At 51.3% G+C, this 26,449-nt stretch carries 22 protein-coding genes and 3 pseudogenes; 21 read left to right on the forward strand and 4 right to left on the reverse strand.

Features of this window, described 5'->3' with window-relative positions:
• Nucleotides 1-37: 37 nt before the first annotated feature.
• Nucleotides 38-979 (reverse strand): DMT family transporter, encoded by a 942-nt coding sequence (locus NSQ24_RS08970; protein WP_024984474.1) that lies wholly within the window; start codon nucleotides 977-979, stop codon nucleotides 38-40.
• A 405-nt stretch (nucleotides 980-1,384) separates the two neighbouring features.
• Here NSQ24_RS08970 and hemA point away from each other — a divergent pair, with 405 nt between their 5' ends.
• The 10 genes and pseudogenes from hemA to NSQ24_RS09020 all read left to right on the forward strand — a co-directional run.
• Entirely contained in the window at nucleotides 1,385-2,746 is a 1,362-nt protein-coding gene (gene hemA / locus NSQ24_RS08975; protein WP_327926483.1) for a glutamyl-tRNA reductase, read from the forward strand.
• A gap of 30 nt (nucleotides 2,747-2,776) precedes the next feature.
• Nucleotides 2,777-3,595 (forward strand): cytochrome c biogenesis protein CcsA, encoded by an 819-nt coding sequence (ccsA, locus tag NSQ24_RS08980; protein WP_003387660.1) that lies wholly within the window; start codon nucleotides 2,777-2,779, stop codon nucleotides 3,593-3,595.
• Nucleotides 3,596-3,621: 26 nt separating this feature from the next.
• Nucleotides 3,622-4,563, forward strand: a complete 942-nt coding sequence (hemC, locus tag NSQ24_RS08985) for a hydroxymethylbilane synthase (RefSeq protein WP_243014757.1) — start codon at nucleotides 3,622-3,624, stop codon at nucleotides 4,561-4,563.
• The gene (locus tag NSQ24_RS08990) at nucleotides 4,560-5,381 is read left to right on the forward strand and encodes a uroporphyrinogen-III synthase (RefSeq protein ID WP_172920959.1); all 822 of its coding nucleotides are present in this window, start codon (nucleotides 4,560-4,562) and stop codon (nucleotides 5,379-5,381) included. The genes hemC and NSQ24_RS08990 overlap by 4 nt, the downstream gene beginning before the upstream one ends.
• A complete protein-coding gene (gene hemB / locus NSQ24_RS08995; RefSeq protein WP_003387655.1) occupies nucleotides 5,365-6,342 on the forward strand; it encodes a porphobilinogen synthase in 978 nt (325 codons plus the stop codon). The genes NSQ24_RS08990 and hemB overlap by 17 nt, the downstream gene beginning before the upstream one ends.
• A 3-nt stretch (nucleotides 6,343-6,345) precedes the next feature.
• Entirely contained in the window at nucleotides 6,346-7,629 is a 1,284-nt protein-coding gene (gene hemL, locus NSQ24_RS09000; RefSeq protein WP_122958150.1) for a glutamate-1-semialdehyde 2,1-aminomutase, read from the forward strand.
• A gap of 172 nt (nucleotides 7,630-7,801) precedes the next feature.
• Nucleotides 7,802-8,685, forward strand: a pseudogene (locus tag NSQ24_RS09005) (IS1182 family transposase); the annotation flags it as partial.
• A gap of 112 nt (nucleotides 8,686-8,797) precedes the next feature.
• Nucleotides 8,798-10,039, forward strand: coding sequence for an IS21 family transposase (gene istA, locus NSQ24_RS09010; protein ID WP_339166746.1), 1,242 nt, complete (start codon nucleotides 8,798-8,800; stop codon nucleotides 10,037-10,039).
• On the forward strand, nucleotides 10,036-10,815 hold the full coding sequence (gene istB, locus NSQ24_RS09015; RefSeq protein ID WP_338462886.1) for an IS21-like element helper ATPase IstB: 780 nt from the start codon (nucleotides 10,036-10,038) through the stop codon (nucleotides 10,813-10,815). The genes istA and istB overlap by 4 nt, the downstream gene beginning before the upstream one ends.
• 114 nt (nucleotides 10,816-10,929) lie before the next feature.
• A pseudogene (locus NSQ24_RS09020) lies at nucleotides 10,930-11,352 on the forward strand (transposase); the annotation flags it as partial.
• A gap of 123 nt (nucleotides 11,353-11,475) precedes the next feature.
• Here NSQ24_RS09020 and NSQ24_RS09025 read toward each other — a convergent pair.
• On the reverse strand, nucleotides 11,476-12,414 hold the full coding sequence (locus tag NSQ24_RS09025; protein WP_003387652.1) for an EamA family transporter: 939 nt from the start codon (nucleotides 12,412-12,414) through the stop codon (nucleotides 11,476-11,478).
• A gap of 117 nt (nucleotides 12,415-12,531) precedes the next feature.
• Here NSQ24_RS09025 and NSQ24_RS09030 point away from each other — a divergent pair, with 117 nt between their 5' ends.
• Nucleotides 12,532-13,962 (forward strand): PLP-dependent aminotransferase family protein, encoded by a 1,431-nt coding sequence (locus NSQ24_RS09030; protein ID WP_243014756.1) that lies wholly within the window; start codon nucleotides 12,532-12,534, stop codon nucleotides 13,960-13,962.
• 90 nt (nucleotides 13,963-14,052) lie between these two features.
• Here the strand turns inward: NSQ24_RS09030 and NSQ24_RS09035 are convergent, their stop codons facing one another.
• On the reverse strand, nucleotides 14,053-14,934 hold the full coding sequence (locus NSQ24_RS09035; protein WP_003387650.1) for a hypothetical protein: 882 nt from the start codon (nucleotides 14,932-14,934) through the stop codon (nucleotides 14,053-14,055).
• Between the two features lie 231 nt (nucleotides 14,935-15,165).
• Here NSQ24_RS09035 and NSQ24_RS09040 point away from each other — a divergent pair, with 231 nt between their 5' ends.
• Nucleotides 15,166-15,732 carry a GyrI-like domain-containing protein gene (locus NSQ24_RS09040; protein WP_228006843.1) on the forward strand — a complete coding sequence of 189 codons (567 nt, stop codon included), beginning with the start codon at nucleotides 15,166-15,168 and terminating at the stop codon, nucleotides 15,730-15,732.
• Here the strand turns inward: NSQ24_RS09040 and NSQ24_RS09045 are convergent.
• A complete protein-coding gene (locus NSQ24_RS09045; RefSeq protein ID WP_122958153.1) occupies nucleotides 15,729-16,160 on the reverse strand; it encodes a hypothetical protein in 432 nt (143 codons plus the stop codon). The two genes, NSQ24_RS09040 and NSQ24_RS09045, sit on opposite strands and share 4 nt — an antisense overlap.
• 114 nt (nucleotides 16,161-16,274) lie before the next feature.
• On the opposite strand from NSQ24_RS09045, the pseudogene NSQ24_RS09050 reads away from it, so the two are divergent.
• From NSQ24_RS09050 to hemY, 9 genes and pseudogenes are all read left to right on the forward strand, one after another.
• A pseudogene (locus NSQ24_RS09050) lies at nucleotides 16,275-17,052 on the forward strand (alpha/beta hydrolase).
• Between the two features lie 88 nt (nucleotides 17,053-17,140).
• Nucleotides 17,141-19,015 (forward strand): 5'-nucleotidase C-terminal domain-containing protein, encoded by a 1,875-nt coding sequence (locus NSQ24_RS09055; RefSeq protein WP_003387645.1) that lies wholly within the window; start codon nucleotides 17,141-17,143, stop codon nucleotides 19,013-19,015.
• A 636-nt stretch (nucleotides 19,016-19,651) separates the two neighbouring features.
• Nucleotides 19,652-20,917, forward strand: a complete 1,266-nt coding sequence (ltrA, locus tag NSQ24_RS09060; protein ID WP_024985202.1) for a group II intron reverse transcriptase/maturase — start codon at nucleotides 19,652-19,654, stop codon at nucleotides 20,915-20,917.
• Nucleotides 20,918-21,079: 162 nt separating this feature from the next.
• Nucleotides 21,080-21,400, forward strand: coding sequence for a PadR family transcriptional regulator (locus NSQ24_RS09065; protein ID WP_003387643.1), 321 nt, complete (start codon nucleotides 21,080-21,082; stop codon nucleotides 21,398-21,400).
• The gene (locus NSQ24_RS09070) at nucleotides 21,397-21,948 is read left to right on the forward strand and encodes a DUF1700 domain-containing protein (RefSeq protein WP_003387642.1); all 552 of its coding nucleotides are present in this window, start codon (nucleotides 21,397-21,399) and stop codon (nucleotides 21,946-21,948) included. The genes NSQ24_RS09065 and NSQ24_RS09070 overlap by 4 nt, the downstream gene beginning before the upstream one ends.
• Nucleotide 21,949: 1 nt before the next feature.
• Nucleotides 21,950-22,807 carry a DUF4097 family beta strand repeat-containing protein gene (locus NSQ24_RS09075; protein ID WP_031932359.1) on the forward strand — a complete coding sequence of 286 codons (858 nt, stop codon included), beginning with the start codon at nucleotides 21,950-21,952 and terminating at the stop codon, nucleotides 22,805-22,807.
• 136 nt (nucleotides 22,808-22,943) lie between these two features.
• A complete protein-coding gene (hemE, locus tag NSQ24_RS09080; RefSeq protein ID WP_003387640.1) occupies nucleotides 22,944-23,981 on the forward strand; it encodes a uroporphyrinogen decarboxylase in 1,038 nt (345 codons plus the stop codon).
• Between the two features lie 16 nt (nucleotides 23,982-23,997).
• The gene (hemH, locus tag NSQ24_RS09085) at nucleotides 23,998-24,939 is read left to right on the forward strand and encodes a ferrochelatase (RefSeq protein ID WP_039069877.1); all 942 of its coding nucleotides are present in this window, start codon (nucleotides 23,998-24,000) and stop codon (nucleotides 24,937-24,939) included.
• A 3-nt stretch (nucleotides 24,940-24,942) separates the two neighbouring features.
• Nucleotides 24,943-26,367, forward strand: a complete 1,425-nt coding sequence (gene hemY, locus NSQ24_RS09090; protein ID WP_024983985.1) for a protoporphyrinogen oxidase — start codon at nucleotides 24,943-24,945, stop codon at nucleotides 26,365-26,367.
• The last annotated feature ends 82 nt before the right edge of the window (nucleotides 26,368-26,449 follow it).

Below are 26,449 nucleotides of genomic sequence, written 5' to 3' on the forward strand. Positions count from 1 at the left end.
AATCATCAAATGCCGATCTCACGCTTTCCGAACTTTCTCAAGCCGAACTTCTGTTTTCTTCCTCGCTCTCGCGTCGGCTTCGCGATAGTTTTAGCCATTGGCCAATCGGAAGCTCAGCCAGGATCATTCCGAAGAAAATGAGCAAGCCCCCCAGGATTTGACGACCGGTAAGCACCTCATTGATCCACAGATAAGAGGTAAGGGCGGCAAATACGGGTTCGAGAGCAAAAATGAGTGCGACACGGGTAGAACTGGTCTGCTTTTGCAGAGCCGTCTGTGCGAGAAAGGCAAGCGCAGTCGCAAATATCGAGGTGATGAGCAGTCCTCGTGCGACTTCCGGAATCAAAAGAATCTCCAGATTAAATGCCCTGCTCCAGTCTTCAAACAAGAAGGTATAGACCCAACTGAGAACCGCTACTGTTGCCAGCTGCACGATGGCGAGCGGCAAAGCCGAAAATTGCGGCGCGTACTTGCCGGTGACGACGATTTGCAGCGCAAAGCAGATCGCGCATCCAAATACAAGGAGGTCCCCGATGTTGAAGCTGAGCGTCTGGTTCAGGGTCAATAAATACAGACCAATCGCGGCCAGCAAGACGCCGACGATTGCCGCGGGTTTGATGCGGCTGCGCAGGATCAGAAAAGCGAAAAGAGGGACCAGCACAACGGACAGGCCGGTGATAAATCCGGCTTTGGACGGCGTTGTATACAACAGCCCTACTGTTTGCAGCCCATACCCGAGGCAAAGCCAAAACCCGATGATACAGCCGGCTTTGAGCAAGGCGCCGCTCCATGCCCTCCACTGGCTGCGAAAGAACAGGAGTTGTATCACGAGCAGGAACAGGGCGGCGATCGTAAAGCGAATGGCATTGAAAGCGTTCGGCGGCAGCGCTGAGATCGCTTGTTGGACGACGAGAAACGTCGCTCCCCAGACAAATGCGATCAAAAACAGGGTCACATCCGCCATCCACGGTTTTTTCAAAGGCATCTTCTCTCCTTCCACCATCATCAGATGATTCAAAACGTTCAAATGATCTTGCAAGCATGATAAGGGATAGAAAGCGGGAAAGCAAGGGAAAAACTTTGCCTGTGCCTTGCCTTTTTGACAAGGTGTCTGAAAATAAGGAAAACCCGGACTTGGCTTATCCGGTTAGAGGATGGGGATAGAGAAGGGACATTGTCGTCAGAAGCTTACCGAACACCCTGAAGCGGATTGCAAAACGGTTTCGTATGGGGCTGCCTTTCGACGAATATCGCGCGCTCTGTCGCCAAAGTGTCGGCCGTTAATAAACTTTTCACAATTACAACTGACCCGTTCAGGACATAATGATATAATGATAGTGCATTTATTAGAGAATTGACTGGCATGTATGACCGGGAGGACGCTATGGATATTCTTTTGCTGGGTCTTAACTACAAAACGGCACCTGTCGAAATTCGCGAGAAGTTTACTTTCAGCGACGACGGCACGTCTCGGGCTCTTTATCTCCTCTCCCAGACGAAGAGCATCGCGGAATGCGTGATCCTCGGGACTTGCAACCGCACGGAAATTTACGTGGTTTGCGATCAGCTGAACGTCGGTCGCGATTACACGCTTCGATTTTTGGCGGAATGGTTTGGTGCGAGCAAGGAATCTTTTAAGGAACATCTCTATATAAAAGGGAACGAACAAGCCATCGAGCACCTGTTCCGCGTCTCCTGCGGCATGGATTCGATGGTGGTGGGAGAAACGCAGATACTCGGTCAAGTGCGCGATGCTTTTACACAAGCGCAGCAGCAGGAGACGACCGGAACCGTATTCAATATGCTGTTTAAGCAGGCGATCACCTTTGCGAAAAGGGCGCATACAGAGACGGCCATCGGACAGAATGCTGTGTCTGTCAGCTACGCGGCGATCGAGCTGGGGAAAAAGATTTTCGGATCGTTTTCCGGCAAAGAAGTGCTGATCGTCGGAGCGGGAAAAATGAGCGAGCTGACTGCCAAACATCTGCATGCCAATGGTTCGGGACATGTTCGTGTAGCCAACCGGACACTGGAGCGGGCACAGCTGCTTGCCGAGAAATTCCAAGGGGACGCCTGTACGATGGAGCAGTTGTCATCGGCACTGCTCACAGCAGACATCGTCATCAGCTCGACGGGGGCGACGGGATACGTCATCACCAAGGAGCAGCTGCAGCCGATCATGAAGCAGCGCAGGCATCGCCCGCTGTTTATGATCGACATTGCGGTACCGCGGGATCTGGACCCGAGCCTGCACGATCTCGACAACGTATACCTGTACGACATCGACGATCTCGAAGGCATTGTCGCCAGCAACCTGGAAGAGCGTTCCAGAGAAGCGGAACGACTGGAAGGCATGATTGCCGAGGAGATTGTCGCCTTTACGACCTGGTACCAGACATTGGGCGTTTCTCCTCTGATTGCAGCCTTGCGTGAAAAAGCGTTTGATATTCACAGCGAAGGCATGCGCAAGATGGAGAACAAGCTAAGCGGCCTGACAGAAAAAGAGCTGCACATCATCCGCAAGACGACCAAAGGAATGATTAATCAGTTATTGCACGATCCGGTCGTTCGCCTAAAGGAGCTGGCAGCCAAGAAGGATGGCCCCGATGTGTTGGACATGTTCTCTACGATTTTTGCACTCGAAGAGATTCTGGAGCGGGCCGAGCGGGAAGCGAACTGGGAAAAAGAAAAAGCAAAGCAGACTTCCGCGCGTGAACAGGTGCTCGCATCCCGGATCCCTGAGTAGATACCGATACGGAAAGAGAGGAGAGAGTACATGGCCGATGCGAGATGGATCTATGATTTGACGATCTTTCTCTACGCTGCAAGTGTTCTCTTCTATTTCAACGACTTCTTGCAAAGCAACCGGAAAGTCAATCGACTGGCTTTCGGGTTGCTTGCTGTCGTTTGGGCCTTGCAAACTGCTTTTTTTGTCTCGCAAATGGCGGAAAAGGCATACTTCCCCGTCATTACTTTATTTGAGACTTTGTTCTTTTATTCGTGGGTGCTGGTTACGTTATCGCTTGTGATCAACTATTTTTTTCGCATAGATTTGCTGGTGTTTTTTACCAATGTGATCGGGTTTGTCGTGCTGGTTCTGTCCATGTTCTTGCCTGAGACGCCGCTGAACGCCGTATCCGGTCCATTGACGTCGGAGCTGCTGTTGGTTCACATCACGCTGGCGATGTTCAGCTATGGGGCTTTCTCGCTTTCCATGGTTTTCTCGGCCATGTATCTGCTGCAGCACAACATGCTGAAAGCGAAGCGCTGGACGCCGATGCTTCGCCGGCTGCCAAGTCTGGATGTGTTGGAGGGGTACGCGTACCGAATGAACATGCTGGGCGTCCCCATGCTGCTGCTGGCCATTTTGGTCGGCATCATTTGGGGAAAACTGGTACTGCCCGAAAAGTTTTGGCTGGATGCTAAGGTCGTATGGTCGCTCGTCGTCCTGGGCGTGTACTCGTTCGGGCTCTACAAACGGTACAGCGACACATGGCAAATGCGCAGTCTGGCGCTGTTTAATCTGGCGAGCTTCGGGCTGGTGTTGATCAATTTTCTGGCTACCGATTTTTCGAAATTTCATAACTGGCTATAATCGAGTGGCTATGTTAGGAGGCTACCATGAGAACATGGAAAGTAGGAACGCGCCGCAGCATGCTGGCGCTCACGCAGGCGAACTGGGTCGTCGACCAATTGAAACAGCTTGATCAAAGCGCGTCATTTGAGCTTCACGAAATCGTGACGAAAGGAGATCGCATCCTGGACGTCACTTTATCCAAGGTCGGGGGCAAGGGACTGTTCGTAAAAGAGATCGAGCAGTCTCTGCTGGACAAAGAAACGGATCTGGCCGTCCACAGCCTGAAGGATATGCCGGCCGAGCTGCCGGAGGGGCTGGTCATCGGAGCGATTCCGAAACGTGTCGATCCTCGTGACGTGCTTCTTTCCAAAGACGGAAAGACGCTTGACGAGCTTCCGCATGGGGCTTTGGTAGGAACGAGCAGCTTGCGCCGTTCGGCTCAGCTGCTGGCGTACCGGCCCGACATCCAGATCGAATCCTTGCGCGGCAATATCGATACGCGCATCCGCAAGCTGAACGAAGGAAACTTCGACGCTATCGTTCTCGCGGCAGCCGGATTGGAGCGGGTGAACTGGGATGGTACGATCAGCCAATTTTTGCCGGTGGAGATCAGCCTTCCTGCCGTCGGGCAAGGGGCGCTCGCGATCGAGTGCCGAGCTGATGACGAAGAGACATTGGCGCTGCTGAGCAAGTTTGATCATCCTGAAACTCGTCTTGCCGTGACGGCAGAGCGGAGCTTCTTGCATCGCCTGGAGGGCGGCTGCCAGGTGCCGATCGGCGCCTACGCGACCGTCTCCGACGGGGGTGGCAAGCAGCCTGTCATTACATTGACCGGTCTCGTCGCTACGCCGGATGGCAAGCGTGTGTTCAAGCGGACGGCTACGGGTGTTGACCCGCTTGCTCTCGGACGCGAAGTGGCTGACGTCCTGGCGGCAGAAGGGGCACAAGAGGTTCTGGAGCAGGTGAAAAGGGAGAGCCAGGCATGATTCACTCGGTTGAAGGCGGGCATGTGGGGCCGCTTGCCGGCATACGCATGATGGTGACCAGATCGCGGGGGCAGGCGAGGGAGCTGATCAGTCAGTTGGAAGCTCTGGGCGGGGAAGCGTATGCGTTTCCGCTATTGAAAATGGTGCCTCCGCAAGACAGCAGCCGTTTGGATGAAGCCTTATCCCGCATCGGCAGCTTTGACTGGGTCATGTTTACCAGCGTAAACGGGGTTCGCTTTTTTCTTGATCGGATGCGGCAGCTCGGAATCGGGATCGACAGGCTGACGGGGCACCTCGCTGCGGTCGGTCCCAAGACAGCGGCAGAGCTCGCCTTGCACGGGCTGAGAGCAGAGGTGATACCTTCCGATTATGTGGCGGAGGGCATGCTCGCCAGTCTGAAAGATCGGCTTCAGCCCGGCGAGCGCGTGCTGCTGCCGCGGGCTGACATTGCCCGCAAAACCTTGCCGGAGGAGCTGCGCCGCATGGGCCTGGATGTCACGGAGGTGGATGTGTACCATACCGTGATCGATGCAAAGGACGCTCCGGAAGCGGCGGAGCGCCTGCGGAACGGCTTGATTGACGTTATCGCATTTACGAGCTCTTCGACCGTTTCGTATTTTATGGAAGCGATGGCCCCTTATGGGGGGAAGCAGCTGCTGGCGGGCGTAACCATTGCCTGCATCGGCCCGATCACGGCCGATACGGCAAGAGCGCACGGCTTGCAGGCAGATGTCGTCGCCCGCGAGTACACCGTCGAAGGCTTGCTGGAAGCATTGAAAGCATATTGGGGAGGGAATGGAAATGGCCATTTCATTTGATCGTCATCGCAGATTGCGTACAAGCGCGGGTATGCGCGATCTTGTTCGCGAAAACCATGTTCGTCTGGAAGATTTGATTTACCCGCTGTTTGTGGTGGAAGGAACGAATGTAAAAGAAGAGATTCCGTCCATGCCTGGCGTGTATCACTTTTCTCTCGACAGGCTGCGCGAAGAGCTGGACGAAATCGCTTCGCTGGGGATCAAATCGCTGATGATGTTCGGGGTGCCCGAGCACAAGGATGCCTGTGGTTCCGAGGCTTACAATGACAACGCGATCACACAGCAGGCGATCCGCCAGATCAAGGAAGCCTACCCGGATATGGTCGTGATCGCCGATACGTGCCTGTGCCAGTATACCGATCACGGGCATTGCGGCGTTTTGCACGAGGGAGAGATCGACAACGACGAGTCTCTGAAGCTTCTGGTAGCCACAGCTGTGTCTCAAGCGAAGGCGGGAGCCGATATAATCGCGCCTTCCAACATGATGGACGGGTTTGTCGCAGCGATTCGCGAAGGTTTGGACGAGGCTGGCTTCGTTCATGTTCCGATCATGTCCTACTCAGTCAAATACGCCTCCAGCTTTTACGGTCCATTCCGCGATGCAGCTCACTCCACGCCGAAATCGGGTGATCGCAAAACCTATCAGATGGACCCGGCCAATGCGCGGGAGGGGCTGCGGGAAGCGGCTTCCGACGTAGCCGAAGGAGCAGACTTTTTGATGGTGAAGCCAGGCCTCGCTTTTATGGACATGGTGCTGAGACTGCGGGAAAGCTTCGATTTGCCTCTCGTGGTGTACAACGTCAGCGCAGAGTATTCCATGGTCAAAGCAGCTTCTGCCAACGGCTGGATCAACGAACAGCAGATCGTGATGGAAACGCTCCTCGGCTTCAAACGCGCCGGGGCCGATCTGATCATTACCTATCATGCCAAAGACGTGGCAAAATGGCTGCGAGGTGAGTAGACAATGAAAATGGACAATTCGTCCCGCATGTTTGAAGAAGCCCAGCGTTACATACCGGGCGGCGTAAACAGCCCGGTGCGCGCTTTTAAAAGTGTCGGCGGAAACCCTGTCTACATCGCGAAAGGCGAAGGCTCGCGGATTACAGACGTCGACGGCAACAGCTACATCGATTTCATCGGCTCTTGGGGTCCGTTGATTTTGGGCCACGCTCATCCAAAGGTGCTGGCGGCCATTCAGGAAGCGGCTGTGCTGGGAACAAGCTTCGGCGCTCCAACCGAACGGGAAACGGAAATGGCCAAGCTGGTTTGTGAAATCGTACCGTCTGTCGAGGTTGTTCGCATGGTCAACTCCGGAACGGAAGCGACGATGAGCGCTCTGCGACTCGCCCGCGGTTATACGAAGCGCAATAAAATCATGAAGTTTGAAGGCTGCTATCATGGTCATGCCGACAGCCTGCTCATCAAGGCCGGCTCCGGGGTAGCTACGCTCGGCTTGCCTGACAGCCCAGGTGTGCCGGAAGCGACAGCAGTCAACACCATTACGGTCCCGTACAACGATCTGGAAAGCGTCAAGCTGGCATTTGAAAACTTCGGCGCTGACCTGGCTGCCGTGATCGTGGAACCGATCGCCGGAAACATGGGTGTTGTGCCGCCGCAGCCGGGCTTTTTGGAGGCGCTGCGTGAAATTACGCAGCAACACGGCACACTGCTGATTTTTGATGAAGTCATGACCGGCTTCCGTGTATCCCGTGGCGGGGCACAGGAGCTGTACGGCATCACTCCGGATCTGACGACCATGGGCAAGGTAATTGGCGGCGGACTTCCGGTCGGCGCTTATGGCGGCAAACGGGAGATCATGCAGCAAATCGCGCCGGCAGGACCGATCTATCAGGCAGGTACGCTTTCGGGCAACCCGCTGGCAATGGCGGCCGGACTGACCACCCTGCAGGAGCTGGGACAGCCGGGAGCCTATGAAAAACTGGAGGCGCTCTCTGCCCGCCTGGCGGAGGGGCTTGCGGAAAATGCCCGCAAACTCGGTATTCCGCATACGCTGAACCGCGTTGGCTCCATGGTTTGCCTGTTCTTTACCGATACGCCTGTCGTCAATTACGACACGGCCAAGACTGCCGATCTGGACAAATTCTCTGCCTACTTCCGCTATTTGCTGGAGGAAGGCGTGATGATTCCGCCGTCCCAATTCGAGGGAATGTTCGTTTCCCTTGCTCATACGGAAGAGGATATCGAGCGGACAATCGACGCCAGCTACAAAGCGATGAAAAGGCTGTAAATAACAAAGAAAGTCCCCGGTTGGGGACTTTTCAGGCTGTCGAGAAAGTCGACAGCCATTTTTATTCCCCTGTATTTTATGACGACACCGCGTTAATGTGTTATAATATTCTTGTAATTACATTTACTGGCGGGTGATTATTGTGCTTTCCTCTAATGAAAAAAAGCAACAAATGCAATATGAATTTGTATGCCTTGATGAGTTGGTCCCGGAGGACCATTTGCTACGAGTTATTCAAAAGCATGTAGACTTCTCTTTCATCCGAGAAAAAGTACGCCAATACTATTGTGAAGATAACGGTAGACCAGCCATTGATCCGGTGGTTTTATTTAAAATGATTTTCATTGGATACCTTTACGGTATCCGGTCAGAAAGACAACTCGAAAAGGAAATTCAGACGAATATCGCTTACCGCTGGTTTCTTGGCCTTTCACTAACAGATCGAGTTCCAGACCACACTACCATCAGTTGGAATCGTCGAACTCGTTTTAAAAACACAAATGTTTTCCAAGAGATTTTTGATGAAATCGTTCGCCTTGCTATCCAACATCGCATGGTTGGCGGACGTGTTTTGATAAGTGATTCCACTCATCTGAAAGCAAATGCGAACAAACGTAAATTTAAGAAGCATGTTATTGAAAAATCTAGTCGAGCCTACCTTAGTGATTTAGAAGCAGCCATTAATGAAGACCGTGAAGCACACGGAAAAAAGGATTGAAGCCTAGAGAGGATGTGAAGGAAGAAAAGGAAATCAAGGTGAGTACTACTGATCCGGACAGTGGTTACATGGTTCGTGACGGAAAGCCTGAAGGCTTTTTCTATCTCGATCATCGGACAGTCGATCATAAGTACAATATCATAACTGATGTACACGTGACTGCGGGTAACGTTCATGATTCTGTTCCTTATGTAGATCGGCTACAACACCAAATTGAGAAGTTTGGGTTTACAGATACCATTGAAGCCGTTGCATTGGATGCTGGCTATTTAACTACTCCAATCTGCAAGGCTCTGCACGATCTAAATATCTTTGCCGTCATTGGCCATCGAGCTTTTTCACCTGTTAAAGGCCTTATCGCCAATGTGAACGGCACTGTTAAAATCCTCAATAACGGCACTTGAAAATTCCCCACTTTCGGCAGAAAATCTCTCCCTGGAGGAGAGAAATATGCTAAAGAATGGGGAGTTTTACTTGATTAAAGACATGAAACAAAGAGGAATGAGTACCACGCAAATTGCGAACGAATTAGGGAGGGATCGAAAAACAATCCGTAAGTGGTTGAAGAGGGATGAACCTTCGAAATACCAGCGAACCGTCAAAAAAGCAAGCATCCTCGATCCATTTAAACCCTATATCAAAGCGAGAATGGAAGAAGGCTGCTTAAATGCTGTTGTCTTGTTTGATGAAATTAGAGCCCAGGGATACTCAGGACAAATTAGACTCCTTCGTTCCTTCATGGAACCATTGCGCCCCGTCGTTACCTCCAAGGCAACGATCCGTTATGAAACCACACCTGGTAAGCAAGCGCAAGTAGACTGGGGACATTTCAAAGTTGAATGGAATGGTGGATATAAACGACTATACGCCTTTGTCATGGTTTTGGGATACTCGAGAATGTTGTATGTGGAATTTACGGAGAACGAACGGCTGGATACCCTCATCGGCTGTCACTTACGTGCCATGCAATACTTTGGCGGCAGACCGGATACATGCTTGTACGACAATATGAAAACCGTCATTGCAGGTTACGACGACCAAGGCCATGTATTGTGGAATGAACGTTTTTCTCAGTTTGCAAGTCATCACGGCTTTACCCTCCGGCGTTGTGCCCCCTACCGTGCACGAACAAAAGGGAAAGTAGAAAATGGTGTTGGCTATGTGCGAAAGAATTTTTGGCCTCGCGTACAGTCGTTTACCAGCCTGAGTGACTTGAATCAACAAGTACGCCATTGGTTGGATACGGTAGCCAATGTACGGATTCACGGCACCACACATGAAAAGCCGGTAGATCGATGGAAACATGAACAGTTGAAGCCGCTTAACCCGGTTCCGTTCGAAGAAGTAGAACGGCATACTCGAAGAGTATCCAACGATTTGCTCGTTTCTTACGGAGGAAGCAGGTATTCTGTACCCTATACCTATATTGGTCATACGGTACAGGTACAAGATCTCCAGAATGGTCTTATCCGGATCTATCAGGGCAACACGATTATCGCTGAACATCAAAAAGCAGTTCGTTCCAAACAAGTCGTAACCAATAAAAAACACTTCGAGGGGATTCAAACCCAAAGTCGCGTGAAGGCTCCCCAACCTATGCCGCGTCTGGTTTCAAATCCAAGCCCCGAAGTGGTGGAACGTGATTTATCAGTCTACGAGCAGTTTGCTGACGAGGAGGTGATCGTACAATGATGCTCCAGTCCCGTTTAGAAGAAGCCTTTTCGCAAATGGGATGGGTACGAATCCCGGAAATTATTCACCACCACGCAGAAGAAGCTGCTGCTCAGAATATATCGTATTTGGAGTTCTTGGACAAGCTTTTGCAAGAGGAAATCAAGGCCAAGAGGGAGCGATTTATTCGAATGAAGACACGATTGGCTCATTTACCCTACCATAAAACATTAGAGCAATTCGATTTCAGTTTCCAGCCTTCCGTAGATGAAAGACGGATTCGTGATTTGGCAACCCTCCGGTTTGTGCACCAACAGGAGAATCTCATTTTGCTGGGTCCGCCAGGAGTCGGAAAGACCCACTTGTCTGTTGCATTGGCTTTGGAAGCCATTAAGCAAGGTTTGACAGTTTACTTTACAACTGCTCACGATTTGGTACAGACCCTTCAGATTGCCCATCAAAACAATAGTATCAAACAAAAAATGCGGGCTTTTATTAAGCCAAATGTACTGATCATTGATGAAATCGGCTATCGCAAGATGGATGAAACGGCAGCTCATTTTTTCTTTCAAATAGTTTCGGAGCGTTATGAATCTGGTTCGATTATTCTTACCTCGAACAAGTCTTATGGTTCGTGGGGAGAGATATTTGGAGATACGGTACTTGCCACCGCCATCCTTGATCGATTATTGCATCACTCCCACACCATCAACATTAAAGGAGAAAGTTATCGCATAAAGGAGAAGAAAAAAGCTGGTTTCTTTCGACCAGAGACAATTGTAGATAAAACCGAATGAACGGAATTTTCCCGCCGCCAGCCCCCTCGGGGGCATTATTCAAACAAACCTATTGCCTAATATGGGGAAAATTCAAGTGCAGATAATGGGGAATTTTCATTTGCAGTTGACACCAAATGGCGGTTTAAATATGATCCCGAAAAGAATGTCTATATTTGCCCCCAAAAACATGAGCTTGCTTATTCGACAACTGACCGTAACGGATACAGAATGTATAAGTCAAATAAAGAAATATGTAAGGCATGTCCGATGCTCACTATGTGTACACGGTCAAAAAATCACCAAAAGGTGATAACCAGGCATGTATGGGAAGAGAGTAAAGAATGGGTTCGACAGAACCGCTTAAGTAAGTCAGGAAAATACCTATACAGGTTGAGATACCAAACGATAGAGCGAAGTTTTGCAGATGCCAAAGAACTGCATGGACTTCGCTATTGTAGGTTGCGCGGACGTGAAAATGTCCAAGAGCAAGCGTTGCTGACAGCAACCGTTCAAAATATAAAAAAGATAGCACTCCACCTTGCAAAGGCATGTTAGGTGTGGTGCTATCTAAGACTTCCAGCACTTCGTGCTCAATTTTATTGTTATGAAAGAAGAAACTCCAACATATTGTGGGGTTTCTCGACAGCCTGGAAAGTCCCCGGTTGGGGACTTTTTTGTTTATGTTCGGGATTGGACGGGGCAAACAAGCTCTTTGGCTTTTTCAGGTCTTTTCATCATCTGCCGCAGCGTATCAGCGTTGATGAAAACAATCCCCAAAATTGTCGTAGCGGCCCCTGCGGCCATCGGCCAGGATACAGCTTCCCGGTACAGGATCGCCCCCAGGGCCATGGCGATGATCGGTGAAATGTAGAGCCAGGTGGAGGGAAACACCGGATTGGTTTTGGCGACCAGCCAGTAAAAAATCGTATGTCCGACCATCGAGCCGAACACGATCAAATACAAGAGCGAACCGATGGCGCTTGGGGCAAGCATTGTCTCGGGGTGAATCTTCTCCGTAAAAAGCGAAAGTACAAGCAGAGCGGTACCGCCGTAAATCATTTGGGCTGCATTCAGGGCGATCGGCGATGCGTCTGCAAAACGCTGGATGACGCGTTTCGAATACAGGGCGCCACTGGAATAAAACAGCTCTCCGATCAAAATAGCGACACACCCGAGCAGCCAGAACAGACTGACCGTGATCGAAACCTGCGGGAAGACGAGGAGTACGACACCGGCAAAGCCAAGCAGGCAGCCAAGCAGCGCTTTGCCCGTTACCCGCTCTCGCAGGACAGTCGCCTGAAGCAGCAATATCATGATCGGACCGGTCGCGGAAAGAATCGCTGCCGCTCCTGACGTGACATGCTGCTCCGCCCAATACAGCGTGGAAAACGTTCCGAATGTCAGACAAAGGCCGGTAATCCACATTTCCTTGTGCAAAAGCAAAGAAAAACGGGCTTGCTTTTTCCAGACCATCCAAATGAAAAGCAGGAGACCTGCGGCCAAAAAACGCAGGCCAGCCGAGAAAAAGGGAGGTGCTCCCGCATCGATCCCGATTTTGATCGCCAAAAACGTTGTTCCAAACACCAAGCACATCACGACATAATTGATGATGACCATAGTAACGCCTCCTTGGTATCATCATAAAAAGAGGTGAATAGAACAGTTTTCAAACAACAGAACAGATTCTGAAATGCTTGTATAAGATAAACATAAGGGCAAAGGAGGCAGGCAAGCATGGACGTCCGTTTTTCTTCAAGAGCAAGTACCCAAACGCTGTTTGCACAAGTGTATGAATACATCTGGACGCGAATCCAGCGCGGGGAGTGGAAGGAGCATGAAAAGCTCCCGTCCGTCCGCCTGCTGGCAGCCGAACTGAACGTCCACCGCCTGACCGTATTCAAGGCGTATCAGTTGCTCAAGGAAGAAAAGAAAGTCTATGTCAAAGACAAGTCGGGCTACTATGTGCATCCCGGCGGTGCGATGCCATTGGACAATCTGGATTCGCCGATTGTCTCCTCCTATGTTAAAAAAAGCCATTTATCCGAAATTCACAAAGTGCCGGTCACTTATCAGTTTTCCTATGCGCTGATCGACCCCAACCTGTTGCCGAACCGGTTTTTTTCCGAATACGTAAAAGAGATTTTTGACTTGTATCCAAAGGTGCTCAGCTCCTATTCCACTGTGCAAGGAGATGAGGAGCTGCGGGAGGCGCTTTGCCGATACTTCATGCACAAGCACCGGTTTCACCTGTCGCCAGAGGACATCATGATTACGTCCGGCTCCCAGCAAGCCATAGACTTGCTCGCGCGGATGCTTGTCCAGCCGAGGGACGCTGTGTTGATTGAGCGTCCGACATACAGTGCGGCTATTGATATTTTCAGGCAGCTTGGCGCCCAGCTTATCCCCGTCGAGATTCATCCGAACGGCTATGACCTGGATCAGGTTGAAGCTTATATGAAGCGGTACAAGCCGCGTCTGTTTTACCTGAACCCGACCTATCACAACCCGACGGGCTACACCGTACCGGCCGAGCAGAGAAAGCAGCTTGTAGAGCTTGCCGAGCGGTATCGCTGTTTTGTGATCGAAGACGACCCGTTCCGTGACATGTATTTTGAGAGCGAACCGCCCCCGCCTCTCTTTTCTTACAGCGTGGAAGGCTACGTCGTGTATATCCGCAGCTTCAGCAAATACGTGGCGCCCGGATTGAGGATTGCCGCTGTTTGCCTCCATCCTTCGCTGGTGAGCCATTTCTTTACGGTCAAGTCGCTGGCGGATAATGGGAGCCCGCTGCTCAATCAGAAAATCTTCCTCCATTACTTTTCCTCCAGCCGCATGCAGCAGCATATTGAAAAGCTGCGAACCGCCCTGAATGTGCGAAAAACAATTATGGAAGAGGAGCTCTCCGCTACTGCCTGGAGATGGAACAGTCCTGCCGGCGGTCTGAACCTTTGGGTCAAGCTGCCGGAATCCCTTTCCATGGAGGCGCTGCTTGCCAAAAGCATCGAGCAGTCGATCTCGTTTGTACCGGGCTCTATATGCGATCCATTAAAGGAGACAAAGTCGTGGCTTCGTCTTAGCTACTCGTATATCAGTGAAAAGCAGCTTCGCGAGGGAACGAAGCTGCTTATCTCCATGGCCAGCGAGCTCGCCGGAACAGTCGAATGAAAGCACGAAAACTCCGCCAAGTCGACGGCGGAGTTTTTACTGCCCGCGGCTAAAAGAGTTTTCGCTGCTCTCTGAAACTATTCTCTTGAACTACTCTTTTAATACACTCCAATACTCATAGGAATGAATTGCGACTCCAGCAAAAGAAGGATGGCTTGCCAACAGTTCACTCAGCTTGCTTAGCTCGTCTTCCATCCGAGCGGTTCCCTCCTCATAAAAGCTGACAAAATTGCCTTCATTGCTCTCCTTTGTCTCTACAGCGACGATTACTTTTTTACCAAGTCGGTCCGCCATCTCCAGCTCTTGCGTGACGAGGGCCGAAATGCTGTTTGGGCCTTCCGCCCGATCGCGGTATGCCATGACTGTAACATGATCGTGCCTGGAGATGAGCCACTCGCTAATCGAGACAACAGGCTGATCGGGCAAGGCCGTCTTGTCCAGCCAAAAAGGAATGTCACAGCCAACCTGGAGGGACGGGTCCAGCTCTTTTGCCTTCGTCACGTAAGCATTCACATTGCCCATCCACTGCCGGATCACTTCATTTTGATCGCTTTTCCACTCGGGGAGTGTATACGGCTCGATATCGAGATGGATACCGGTTATGGCTGCATCCGTCTCCACCGTCTGGTTGTAGCGGCCTACCCAGTCTACGAGCGACAAAATTTCCGGGCGGTTTCGCTCCAGTCCCCAGCCGGATTTGCCGCCAAGTGCGTGTACTTCCATTCCGTTGGCGCGGGCTTTCTGGATAAAAGTGTGGTAATAGGAAGGTCTCAGCGAAGTGTCGATCTTCAGATACAGCAGGTTTACCCCTTTTGCCGCTGCAAACGCAACGATCTGATCAGGGGCTGACGCAGTCTGGTATGTTTGCCACAGCCAAGTAGCTTTTACCGGTTTTTCTCCCGACGAAAAGCCGGTCAGAAATAAAGCGGGGAACATGAGAAAGAAAAGTGCCGTACGCGAAAACTGCTTCATCGTGTATCCTCCTGATGTCATTGAGCACTGCCCTCAATAACGATATTCCTTACTCATATCGGTAGGGCTGGAAGAGTTGATAATAGCGAAGAAGGTTTCCAGGCAAAAAGGGGTCGAATTGACCAGGACCGTGAATGGGGCGGGGGACAGATCTGGGTAAAAGGAAAGGGAGACGCCCTGCAGGCATCGAGATAGAAGTTTAATGATAGTTTGTTCCAAAAAGAGGATGTCATGCAGATAAAAATAGCTGCCTTTCATGCTAAGATAGCAAAAAGGGAAATGCCAGCCAAATTGATAGAAAAGGAGCTGTGTGCGATGCAGGGAGCGATCGTTCAATTGCCGGAAATGTGGATGGTAGGCGCAAGCTTTACCGGTCCCTTTCAAAGCTTGGGAGTGGAAATGCCGAAGCTGTGGGACGTTTTTTCGCAGAGGGTGAACGAAATTGGCAATCTGAAATACCCGCTATGCTTTTACGGTGTCAGTGATGAACGCAAAGTCGGTTCCTATCAATTGTTCACGGAGTACATTTCCGTTGAAGTAGCAAAATTTGACCGCATCCCGGAAGGAATGGTCGGATTTACGATTCCGGCAAGAAGCTACGCCCTGTTCACTCATCAGGGCCCCATGGACCAAGTTCAGTCAACGTATCATCGCGCTTTTGACTGGATAAAGCGCCAGGGGCTTGCGGTAGAGGAAAAGGCGCTTCGCCTTGAGCGCTACGATGAGCGATATCTCCCGCCCCGTCATGCTGCAGAGCGGGAAGAAAACGCCTATGACATCCTGATCCCGCTCGCTTAGCGGGAATTGTCCGAGCGAAGCGTGTCCGACGTAAAACGGCTGATGCCGGAGAAAACTTGCTGCAGTGTCTCCAAAGACACTGTCGTATCAAAAGGAATCTCCAGTGAATGATCGGCGTTCGGCACGATGTCCAACTCGATGTTGGCGTGTTTGTCGCGAATCTGTTCGATCGTCTCGCTGTGGTAATAATGGTCCGCCGTGCCGGTCACCAGATACATGTTCTGCTTGCAGGCCAGCAAGCTCTCTGCAAATCCTTCCTGATTCAATAGCGGCGTGAGCAGGATAGCGGAGGCCTCGGAGGGAAGCATGGACTCGCCAAATCCGCTGACAATGGGGAGCGTGCCGATCGATTTACCGATAAACAGAATTTCCTTGCGGGGCTGATCCGCCAGCACATGCCGGACGACGGCCTCTACGTCCTGGAGCATCAACGTCCCTCTTTTGCGGGGAGGCAGGCTCCAGAATTCTACCTGTATTGTAAACCTGGTTGGGAAAAAATGTTGGAAAAAATGGCGAGACTATAGAAAAAGGAGGAGAAGTAGATGAAAAAAGCGGTATTGCAAAATGGAGTCGAACTGGCTTACGAAGACAGGGGGACGGGAGACGCCGTCTGTCTCGTGCACGGCTTTTGCGGAAGCTCGGTATATTGGAAAAAGCTCATCCCGAGACTGGAGAAATCAAGCAGGGTGCTTGCTCCCGACTTGCGCGGCCACGGAGGCAGTTCGGTTCCGGATGAAACGTACACCGTGGAGAAAATGGCAGAGGATCTTGCCTTTTTCATGGATGAGACCGGGATTGAAAAGATGACGCTCCTCGGACATTCCTTGGGCGGTTATGTCGCCTTGGCTTTTGCCGAGCGCTACCCCGACAGGCTGGCTGATCCATTCTACCGCGTTTCCCGATGATGAGCAGGCAAAGGAAAACCGGACCAAAGGAATGGAGAGCATCCGTCAAAACGGGATAGAGCCCTTTATCAAGGCGCTGGTTCCCAAGCTGTTCGCCCCTGGCGCTTTATCCCGTTATCCGGAAGAATGGGAGCGGGTCAAACAGGTCGGCCTGCAAACACCGCCAGACGGCGCGATCCGGACATTGGAAGCGATGCGGGAAAGAGCAGACCGGCAGCATGTCCTCAGAAAGCTTGCTTGTCCCGTCCTGCTTATCGCAGGGGAACAAGACCAGATCATTCCGGCAGACAAAACCTTTACAGCAGATGGGGCGAATGTCACTCGGGTACTGCTTGCGGAGGCTGGTCACATGGGAATGCTGGAAACCCCCGAGAAAATGGCTGATGCGATCAAGCAATTCCTGTCCAATATCTAGCAGGAAGCTGAACATCTATCCAGAAATATTTGCTATAATCAGAGATGTCCTATTTTTTATTTTTTACATAACGGGAGGAGAAGCGCGAATGAAAAAAGCACGTCGCATTACCCTGGCCGCTCTGGCAGCTGCCATCTGTTCGTCCCTGATGGCCGGATCGGTCCTGGCAGCACCGCTGCATCCGGTTCAGCACGTAGACTGGATGGTAAAGAAATCCATCGTATCTCCGGGAGCAAACGGTGATCTTGCCCTTGAGCGCAATGTGACTTTGGCGGAAGCAGTTGTCGTTTTTGCCAAACTGGGCGGAAGCAAAATTTCTGCTCCTGACAAAGGGGCGCATTGGTCTGCGCCTTACCTCGCTTGGGCAAAAACCAAGGGAGCAATTATGCAGGATGACTTCAAAAACCCGACACAAGTTCTTTCTTCGGCAAAATTGACAGAGGTCGCCAAAAAGCTGGGCTACACCATTGAAATGGAAAACAAGGCGCAAGTGACCCGCGGCGATTTCTTCCAGGCGCTCGGGGATGCGGCTACTACACACATTACGATCGCGCATACCAATGATACGCACGGACATATTACAGAAGATAAAAACTTGAAGGAATTCGGTTACGCCAAGATCGCCACGCTGCTGAAGGACTGGCGTGAGGAGAACGACAACTTCCTCCTGCTTGATGCGGGTGATACCTTCCAGGGCACCGTCTACGTCAACCAATTCCAAGGGGAGTCTGTCGTACCGATCCTCAATTACTTGGGCTACAACGTAATGGCGGCAGGGAACCACGAGTTTGACTTTGGCTATGAACAGCTGCTGAAGCTGCGCGACATGCTGAAGCACCCGGTTATTTCCGCAAACGTGTTCAAAGCGGATGGAAAAGAACTGCTCGTACCTACCTTCAAGGCGGAAATCGGCGGCAAAAAGTTTGCCTTCGTCGGTTTTGTAGCGGAGGATACACCGATCCTCACCCACCCGAACAACGTGAAAGGCCTTACCTTCAAAAACCCTGTAGAAGTGGCGAAGACCGTCGTGCCACAGCTGAAAAAAGAGGTTGACCATGTAATCGTCGTTTCCCACGTCGGCGTGGATGTTGACCGTGAGATCGCGAAAAACGTACCGGGCATCGATCTGATCGTCGGCGGACATTCCCATACGCCGCTGGAAAAGCCGGAGCTGGTGAACGGCACGTACATCGTACAGGACTGGGAGTACGGCAAGTCTCTCGGACGCGCAGACCTGTACTACCTCGGCAAGGAGCTGGTTGCGTTCAGCGGCGGTTTGAAAGCGTATGACGAAACCGTTCAAGCTGATCCTGAGGTAGAGAAAATGGTTCAAGAGATCGTCAAGAAAATCGACGAAGTCATGGACGTGGTCATCGCCAAGTCTGAGGTAGACCTTGATGGCGACAGAGCGCTGGTTCGCAAAAAGGAGACAAACGTAGGAAACCTGATCGCCGACATCATGCTGGAGCGCACGAAATCCATCCCGGGGCATGAAGCAGACGTTGCGCTGACCAACGCAGGCGGTATCCGTACACAGCTAAAGGCGGGCGACATCACGAAGAAAAATCTGTACACCCTGCTGCCATTCCCGAATACCCTGGTCGTGATCGAGGTGACCGGCGAAGAGCTGCGTCAAGCGCTGGAAAGCGGTGTAAGCAAGGTGGAGACGGGAGAGGGACGCTTCCCGCAAATCAGCGGCATGTCTTTTACCTACAATCCAAGCAAGCCTGCGGGTCAGCGCGTTGTCGAGGTAAAGGTAGGCGGTCAGCCGCTCGACCTGAAGAAGACGTACAAGGTCGCAACCAATGACTTCCTGGCAACAGGCGGAGACGGATATGAGAGCTTTAACAAACCTGCGTTCAATACAGGTCTGACTTTCTACAGCATTGTGGAAGAAGAGCTGATCAAACGCAAGACGGTTAATCCGAAAGTAGAAGGTCGCATCGTCGAAGTAAACGAATAGGATTTGATCATTGCATTCCGGCATATAAGGAAAGCGGATCATTCGGGCCCTGTTCCCTTTGAGGGAAGAGGGCCCTTTTTGGTGCGCCCAGCATGGGCGATAGCTATAGGGTGAAAGTCCCGAACGGGGGTTGGCTGTACCAACCGTTAGCTCAAGGCAAGGGTGTCGACCGCGAGGTCGAATCTGAAGGAAGCCGGCGGCAAAATCCCGACCTGAGGTACACGAACCCAATTTGAGGCTGTTGTATCCGGGCGAGTCTGCCAAACAAGACAAAGCCCCATACAGCCAAGGGATACAGTAGTAAACTTGGGCAGGTACATGGGATGAAAGTTATCGTTCTTACCTGGGGAGGTCTGCATGAAACGCCTTCAACTGTTGGTAACCGTCTCCGTAAGGAGACGCTGAACATGCAGAAGTCAGCAGAGGCCATAGTACCCGAGTAGAGGACGCTTGAATGGGGAAGGGCCGAACATCAAGTCAGCATGCGATCCATGTCTTTTGATACGGTACGTCGAAGCAGAATTCTGTCAAGGAACTACTTTTGAAGAGCAGGGGTGAAGCCCCGAGGGTACAAAAGAGGGCTGAGTATCGTACAGCAAGCACGGAGTCCGCATGTGCGAAGGAAGGAACATCATTATGGATTTGCTGGAAAAAGTCTTATCACGGGAAAACTTACGGATGGCACTCCAACGAGTGGAGGAAAACAAAGGTGTCGGTGGAGTCGATGGTGTTTCAACCGAACAACTACGCGATTATCTACGTGAACACTGGCAAGCCATCCGCGAGAAGATGGAAAGGGGAACCTATAGACCTTCACCTGTTCGCAGAGTCGAAATCCCGAAACCTGACGGTGGTGTAAGGTTATTAGGCATTCCCACCGTGGTAGACCGCTTTATTCAGCAGGCCATCCTCCAAGTGTTAACGCCGATCTTCGACCCCACCTTCTCGGAATCTAGCTATGGGTTCCGTCCAAAACGTAGCGCTCACATGGCAGTAAGGAAAGCGCAAGCGTATATCTCCGAAGGATATCGTTTCGTGGTGGACATCGATCTAGAGAAATTCTTTGATCGCGTAAATCATGATATTCTAATGAGCCGTGTGGCTCGAAAAGTTCAGGACAAGAGAATTTTAAGACTGATTCGTTCCTACTTGAATGCGGGGATCATGATAAATGGCGTCTGTACAACATCAAGTGAAGGAACACCGCAAGGTGGGCCGTTAAGCCCACTTTTGGCAAATATCCTACTTGATGATTTGGACAAGGAACTCGAAAAGAGAGGCCACCGTTTCTGCCGCTACGCAGACGATTGTAATATCTACGTGAAAACAAAACGGGCAGGGGAACGAGTAAAGAAGAGTATTCAAAACCACTTGGAGAAGGTACTAAGGCTAAAAGTAAATGAGGAGAAAAGCGCGATAGACCGACCATGGAAACGAAAATTCTTGGGCTTTAGTTTTACCTTTGCAAAACAGACAAGGATTCGCATCCACCCCAAATCCCTCCTCAAGCTAAAAGAGAAAATCCGCACGATCACGAATCCGGTGTGGAGCATCTCGATGGAGAAGCGGATTGAAAGAATAAATCAGTACCTCATGGGCTGGATTGGATATTTCGCCCTTGCAGACGCGAAGGGCATTCTACAATCCATTGAGGAATGGACAAGGCGCAGGCTCCGTCTTTGTTTGTGGATGCAGTGGAAACGCGTGAGAACCAGATATCGAGAACTTCGTTCTCTTGGCATATCTCACGTAAAAGCCATTGAAATTGCAAATACCCGCAAGGGTGCATGGCGTACCACAAAATCTCCGCATATACACAAAGCCCTCGGCATTGCCTACTGGCAACAACAAGGGCTGAAAAGCTTAGTGCAACGATATTCTCAAATTCGTCAAGCTTGGTGAACCGCCGTATACCGAACGGTACGTACGGTGGTGTGAGAGGACGGGGGTTAGTCGCCCCCTCCTACTCGATCACAATTTTTACCCGTGTGCATTTATCTATTTTTATAAAGTACCTTGCATTGTATAATAGTGCTCTGGTAAGATCTAACATGGTGATGCTAAGTGAACGTTCAATTTAAAAAAGGCGTACTGGAACTTTGCGTACTGGTGCTTGTTGCCCAAAAAGACAGATATGGGTACGAACTGGTGGCCAGCATCTCAGAGAAATTTCACATCGCAGAAGGAACCGTTTATCCCCTGCTTCGCAGGTTGACCACGGAAGGCTTTTTTATTACTTACTTGGCCGAATCGCAGGAAGGCCCGCCGCGCAAGTACTATCAGCTCACCGATAAAGGGCGCAGATATATGAACGACCTCGTGCTGGAATGGAAAATATTTACGCGCGGGGTCAACCAGATTATCGAGGAGGGAATCGGTTTATGACGAGACGCGAATTTATGGATGAGCTTGACGGGCTTCTCCGCGAATTGCCCGACAAGGATCGCCTGGACATATTGGCAGACTATACCGAACATTTCTTGATCGGAGTGGACAGGGGGAAAAGCGAACAGGAGATTGCCGACAGTCTGGGCAGTCCAAAGGTTCTTGCCCGCGAGATATTAGCCGGATACCGCATTCATCAGGCACAATCGAACGCATCCATCAGTAATATGACGAGAGCTGTTTTGGCGACCGTCAGTTTGGGCTTTTTTAACCTTGTTTTCGTATTGGGCCCATTTGTCGGACTGATTGCTGTCCTTATCGGTTTGTTTGCCGTCGCTCTGGCATTGCTGCTTACACCGATTGGCTTGTTTTTGAAGTACGGAATTCCGGGAAACGCAGATGAGCAATATCTGGTTCTCTTCTCGGGGATGGCATCATTTGGTTTGGGCGGAATGCTTGCGATCGGGTTGGCCCGCTTGAGCCGATGGCTGTATCGGCAATTTTTGCGTTATCTGAACTTTAATGTCCGCATGATTAGGGGGAAATAGCATGAGAAGAATGATAAATGTCTTGTTCGTCTTTTTCTGTCTGTTGTTTCTCGTTGGAGCGATCGGATTTGTCTGGCAGTTCAAACTGAACCCCGACTTTAAGGGAGACACGGAGACAGTCAGTGAACTGCGTACAATCGACCAGCCTATCAAGGGTGTCGAAGTGGAAACGGACATCGCTGACGTCGTGTTGACTACGAGCAATTTGTCCAGTGCGACTGCAAGAATGGTCGGGGAGGTTGATAGAAAGCGATTGGACAAAATCAAGTTTACGACGGAAGTCACCCCTGACGGAATTCTGCAGGTAAGGATAAAGGAACCAACTGAAATGCAGTTCGGCTTTTTCTTTCATCAACGGGTAGACCTGGAGCTCCAGGTGATGATTCCGGAAGCGGTCTACGAAAAAATAGCCGTGAACAGCGGCACGGGAGACTTCCGTATCAATGCGATCAAAGCAAAGGAAGGAACGCTGAAAACGAGCACGGGCGATATCGAGTTGGCGGGGTTTGAAGGAGAAACACTCACCCTGAGAACAGATACAGGCGACATGGACATATCCTCCGTCAGTGCAAAAGTGGATGCCTTCAGCAGTACAGGTGATATCGATTCGCTGCAACTGAAAGACATGAAGCACGACGTAAATGTCCGAACGGATACAGGAGACATCACGGTATCCTTGTTAAAACTGCCCGAAGCAGTAAAGATGGAACTGGCTACGGATACGGGAGATATAAAAGCCGATTGGCCGGAAATGTCTTACTCGGAAAAAGGGGAGCAGAGAGTAGCGGGATCGGTAGGCACGGAAGGTCCGGCGCTGACTGTCAGCAGCTCAACAGGGGATATTCGTATTCGTCACTGAGCTTTTGGGAAACAATGGTACCAGGAGAACAGTGGTTGAAACGATAACGATTTTGACACAATCAATGCATTTTTTGTCGATTGCCGAGTGGTATCATAAGGATAAGGAATATTACCGTGTAAAGCGAGGTTTATTCATGACTGCAAAACCGTTTAACGATACGTTTTTAAAAGCTTGTCGCCAGGAACCGACAGATCATGTGCCGGTGTGGTACATGCGCCAGGCGGGGCGTTATCAACCCGAATACCGGGCTATCCGTGCCAAGCACACATTTTTTGAAATGAACTATATACCCGAAGTTTGCGCGGAAGTAACCCGTCTGCCGGTTGAGCAGCTCGGGGTGGATGCTGCGATTCTTTTTGCTGACATTATGACTCCACTCAAGCCGATCGGGGTCGATGTAAACATTGAATCGGGGATCGGACCTGTCATTGCCAACCCGATTGGATCGCTCGAAGATGTCCATCGCCTGGGCGAGCTCGACCCGGATACGCACGTGCCATACATCATGGAAGCGATCAAAATTTTGCGCCAGCAGCTCCCTGTACCGCTGATCGGTTTTGCAGGAGCTCCGTTTACCCTTGCCAGCTACATGATCGAGGGAGGTCCTTCCAAGCATTATCACAAAACCAAATCGTTCATGTACACGCAGCCGGCAGCTTGGGAAAAGCTGATGGAGAAGCTGGGCACGTTGACCATTACATATCTGAAAGCGCAAATTGCCGCAGGCGCGCAAGCTGTCCAAGTATTTGACTCCTGGGTAGGCGCCCTGAACGATGAAGACTACCGGACATTTATCGCTCCGGTCATGAACCGCATCTTGCTGTCGCTGCGGGAGACGGGCGTGCCGACAATCTATTTCGGCGTAGGCTGTGGTCACCTGCTTGAGGAGTGGAACAAGCTGCCGGTCGATGTGGTCGGCCTCGACTGGCGGACTTCGATCACAAAAGCGCGTGAGCTGGGCGTCACCAAAACCTTGCAAGGAAATCTGGATCCTACACTGCTTTTGGCTCCTTGGGAAAAATTGGAGGCGAAAGCAAAGGAAATACTTGACGAGGGCACGCAGCAGCCCGGCTATATCTTTAACCTGGGTCATGGAGTGTTCCCAGACGCCAAAGTAGAAACCTTGCAAAAGCTGACCAGCTTCATTCACAGTTATCGCCGGAACGCGTAATACGGAGGTGCTACTTATGTCCAAGCAAAAGATCGGATTACTCCTGATGGCGTACGGAACACCGCGCAAGAAGGAAGAGATTGAACCCTATTACACGCATATTCGCCGGGGCCGCAAGCCTTCGCAGGAATTGCTGGACGATCTGACAGCCCGCTATGAAGCGGTGGGTGGCGTCAATCGCTTTGCCGAAATTACGGACGAGCAGGTACGCCAGCTTGAACAGGAGATGAACCGCCGTTTTCCGGATAAGGAATTTGTCGGCTATCTTGGTCTAAAGCACATCGCTCCTTTCGTGGAGGATGCAGTCGAGGCAATGCATCGCGATGGCATCGAAAAGGCGATCAGCTTGGTGCTGGCTCCCCACTATTCCAGCTACAGTGTAAAAGAATACAATGGCAGGGCAAAGGAACACGCAGCGAGCATCGGCGGCCCTGAAATCCATTCAGTGGAGAGCTGGTATACGGAGCCCGGGTTTATTTCCTATTGGAGCGATGCGATCAAGGATACGTTCGCATCGATGCCGGAAGCGCAACGAGACAAAGCCGTGGTGATTTTCTCTGCCCACAGTCTCCCGGAAAAAATCCTCCAATCGGGTGATCCGTATCCCCATCAGCTGGAGGAAACGGCTGCATTGATCGCAAAAGAAGCGGGCATTTCGCACTACGCTATCGGCTGGCAGAGTGCAGGCAATACACCCGAGCCATGGCTCGGACCGGACGTGCAGGATTTGACCCGCGACCTGCACAACGCTCATGGATATCAAACCTTCGTGTACTGCCCGGTCGGCTTCGTCGCAGAGCATCTGGAAGTGCTCTACGACAATGACATCGAATGCAAAGCGGTAACCGATGAACTCGGAGCCAATTACTACCGGCCCCCGATGCCGAATGCCAGACCTGCTTTTATCTCCTGTCTGGCTGATGTAATCGGGAAAAAGCTGCCGGCAATGGGGAAATAGCAAATGAGCGAAAAACAGCTGCATGTCACGATCGTAGGCGGCGGTATGACTGGACTTACGGCTGCCTACTACCTGCAGAAATGGACGCGGGAACAAGGATTGCCAGTCCGGTTCACATTGCTGGAAGCAAGCGACAGGACCGGCGGGAAGGTTCAGACCTGGAAGCACGAGGGATTTACCATTGAGCTGGGAGCAGACTCCTTTTTGGAACGAAAAACGAGCGCAACCGAGCTCATCAAAGATGTCGGCCTGGGTGATCGGCTGGTAAACAACAACGCGGGTCAGGCGTATATTCTGCATAAAAACGGTTTGTACACGATTCCGGAGGGAGCCGTGATGGGTGTACCGACCAAGCTGATGCCTTTTGCCATGACACCGCTTATCTCTCCGTTGGGCAAGCTCAGAGCGGCGGCAGATTTGATATTGCCGGGGGCGCAAACTGGCGAAGACGAGTCCGTTGGGAATTTTTTCCGTCGCCGGCTTGGAGATGAAGTCATCGAGAATGTAATCGAGCCTTTGATCTCCGGCGTTTACGGTGGCGATATCGACAAATTGAGTCTTCTCTCCACCTTTCCGCAATACGCCCAGATGGAACAGAAGCACCGCAGCCTCATTATGGCGATGAGGAATTCTCGCCCTAAGCAGAGCAAACAGTCCGAGGGACAGCCAAAGTCAAAGGGAATGTTCGTGAGCTTGACCAGCGGCTTGCAATCACTCGCTGATCGACTGGAAGAACTGCTGCCTGCTGACTCGGTCCGGAAAAGCACGGCTGTCAAGCGCTTGGAAAAGCGCCAGGACGGATATAGCGTCGAACTGGCTCATGGTGAGGTTTTTGATACCGACGCTGTTATTTTAGCGATCCCTCATCATTTGGCCAGGGAAGTTGTCAAGGAGCATGTCGATATACCGCCGATCAGCGGCGCCAAGCCTACGATTATGGCGACAGTCGCTCTCGCCTATCCCGAGCAAGGCGTAAGGATCGATAAAGAAGGGACAGGCTTTGTCGTCCCTCGCAAGGAAAAGTTTACGATCACGGCGTGCACGTGGACTCAGCGAAAGTGGCCGCATACGACGCCGAAAGGCAAGGCGCTTGTACGCTGCTACGTGGGCAAGCCGGGCGCCGAAGAGATTGTAGACCGTTCTGATGAAGAAATCGTCGACGTGGTCGTCCGCGATCTCCAGAAAGTCATGCAGATCGATGACCATCCCGAATTTTACAAGGTTACCCGTTGGAACAGGGGCTTGCCGTACTTGGTTGGTCACAAGCAATGGCTCAAAGGGGCCACCGCCAAGATGAAGGAGCATCTGCCCGGTGTATGGCTGACCGGCGGTTCCTACGGAGGTGTCGGGGTGCCGGACTGTATTGACCAGGCAAAACAGACTGTACAGGAATTATTGGAATATTGGACGCAAAAACCAGGGAGCTGATACCCTGGTTTTTTTACGTTGTACGATTCCCTCGGATTGGTTCTGATAAGTGCTGCCCTTGCTCCTTATGACGAAGAATCGA

It is taken from the genome of Brevibacillus sp. FSL L8-0520 (assembly GCF_037963895.1).
GTDB classification, from domain to species: domain Bacteria; phylum Bacillota; class Bacilli; order Brevibacillales; family Brevibacillaceae; genus Brevibacillus; species Brevibacillus borstelensis.

Bases quoted from the DNA above. Each gene is read 5' to 3' on its own strand.
- ccsA (WP_003387660.1), top strand. From the start codon at position 2,777: ATGGCCGATGCGAGATGGATCTATGATTTGACGATCTTTCTCTACGCT.
- hemY (WP_024983985.1), top strand. From the start codon at position 24,943: ATGAGCGAAAAACAGCTGCATGTCACGATCGTAGGCGGCGGTATGACT.
- hemC (WP_243014757.1), top strand. From the start codon at position 3,622: ATGAGAACATGGAAAGTAGGAACGCGCCGCAGCATGCTGGCGCTCACG.
- NSQ24_RS08990 (WP_172920959.1), top strand. From the start codon at position 4,560: ATGATTCACTCGGTTGAAGGCGGGCATGTGGGGCCGCTTGCCGGCATA.
- NSQ24_RS09070 (WP_003387642.1), top strand. From the start codon at position 21,397: ATGACGAGACGCGAATTTATGGATGAGCTTGACGGGCTTCTCCGCGAA.
- istB (WP_338462886.1), top strand. From the start codon at position 10,036: ATGATGCTCCAGTCCCGTTTAGAAGAAGCCTTTTCGCAAATGGGATGG.
- NSQ24_RS09040 (WP_228006843.1), top strand. From the start codon at position 15,166: ATGCAGATAAAAATAGCTGCCTTTCATGCTAAGATAGCAAAAAGGGAA.
- NSQ24_RS09055 (WP_003387645.1), top strand. From the start codon at position 17,141: ATGAAAAAAGCACGTCGCATTACCCTGGCCGCTCTGGCAGCTGCCATC.
- hemE (WP_003387640.1), top strand. From the start codon at position 22,944: ATGACTGCAAAACCGTTTAACGATACGTTTTTAAAAGCTTGTCGCCAG.
- ltrA (WP_024985202.1), top strand. From the start codon at position 19,652: ATGGATTTGCTGGAAAAAGTCTTATCACGGGAAAACTTACGGATGGCA.
- NSQ24_RS09045 (WP_122958153.1), bottom strand. From the start codon at position 16,160: ATGCTCCAGGACGTAGAGGCCGTCGTCCGGCATGTGCTGGCGGATCAG.
- hemL (WP_122958150.1), top strand. From the start codon at position 6,346: ATGAAAATGGACAATTCGTCCCGCATGTTTGAAGAAGCCCAGCGTTAC.
- NSQ24_RS09035 (WP_003387650.1), bottom strand. From the start codon at position 14,934: ATGAAGCAGTTTTCGCGTACGGCACTTTTCTTTCTCATGTTCCCCGCT.
- NSQ24_RS09075 (WP_031932359.1), top strand. From the start codon at position 21,950: ATGAGAAGAATGATAAATGTCTTGTTCGTCTTTTTCTGTCTGTTGTTT.
- hemA (WP_327926483.1), top strand. From the start codon at position 1,385: ATGGATATTCTTTTGCTGGGTCTTAACTACAAAACGGCACCTGTCGAA.
- hemH (WP_039069877.1), top strand. From the start codon at position 23,998: ATGTCCAAGCAAAAGATCGGATTACTCCTGATGGCGTACGGAACACCG.
- NSQ24_RS09025 (WP_003387652.1), bottom strand. From the start codon at position 12,414: ATGGTCATCATCAATTATGTCGTGATGTGCTTGGTGTTTGGAACAACG.
- NSQ24_RS09030 (WP_243014756.1), top strand. From the start codon at position 12,532: ATGGACGTCCGTTTTTCTTCAAGAGCAAGTACCCAAACGCTGTTTGCA.
- istA (WP_339166746.1), top strand. From the start codon at position 8,798: ATGCTAAAGAATGGGGAGTTTTACTTGATTAAAGACATGAAACAAAGA.
- hemB (WP_003387655.1), top strand. From the start codon at position 5,365: ATGGCCATTTCATTTGATCGTCATCGCAGATTGCGTACAAGCGCGGGT.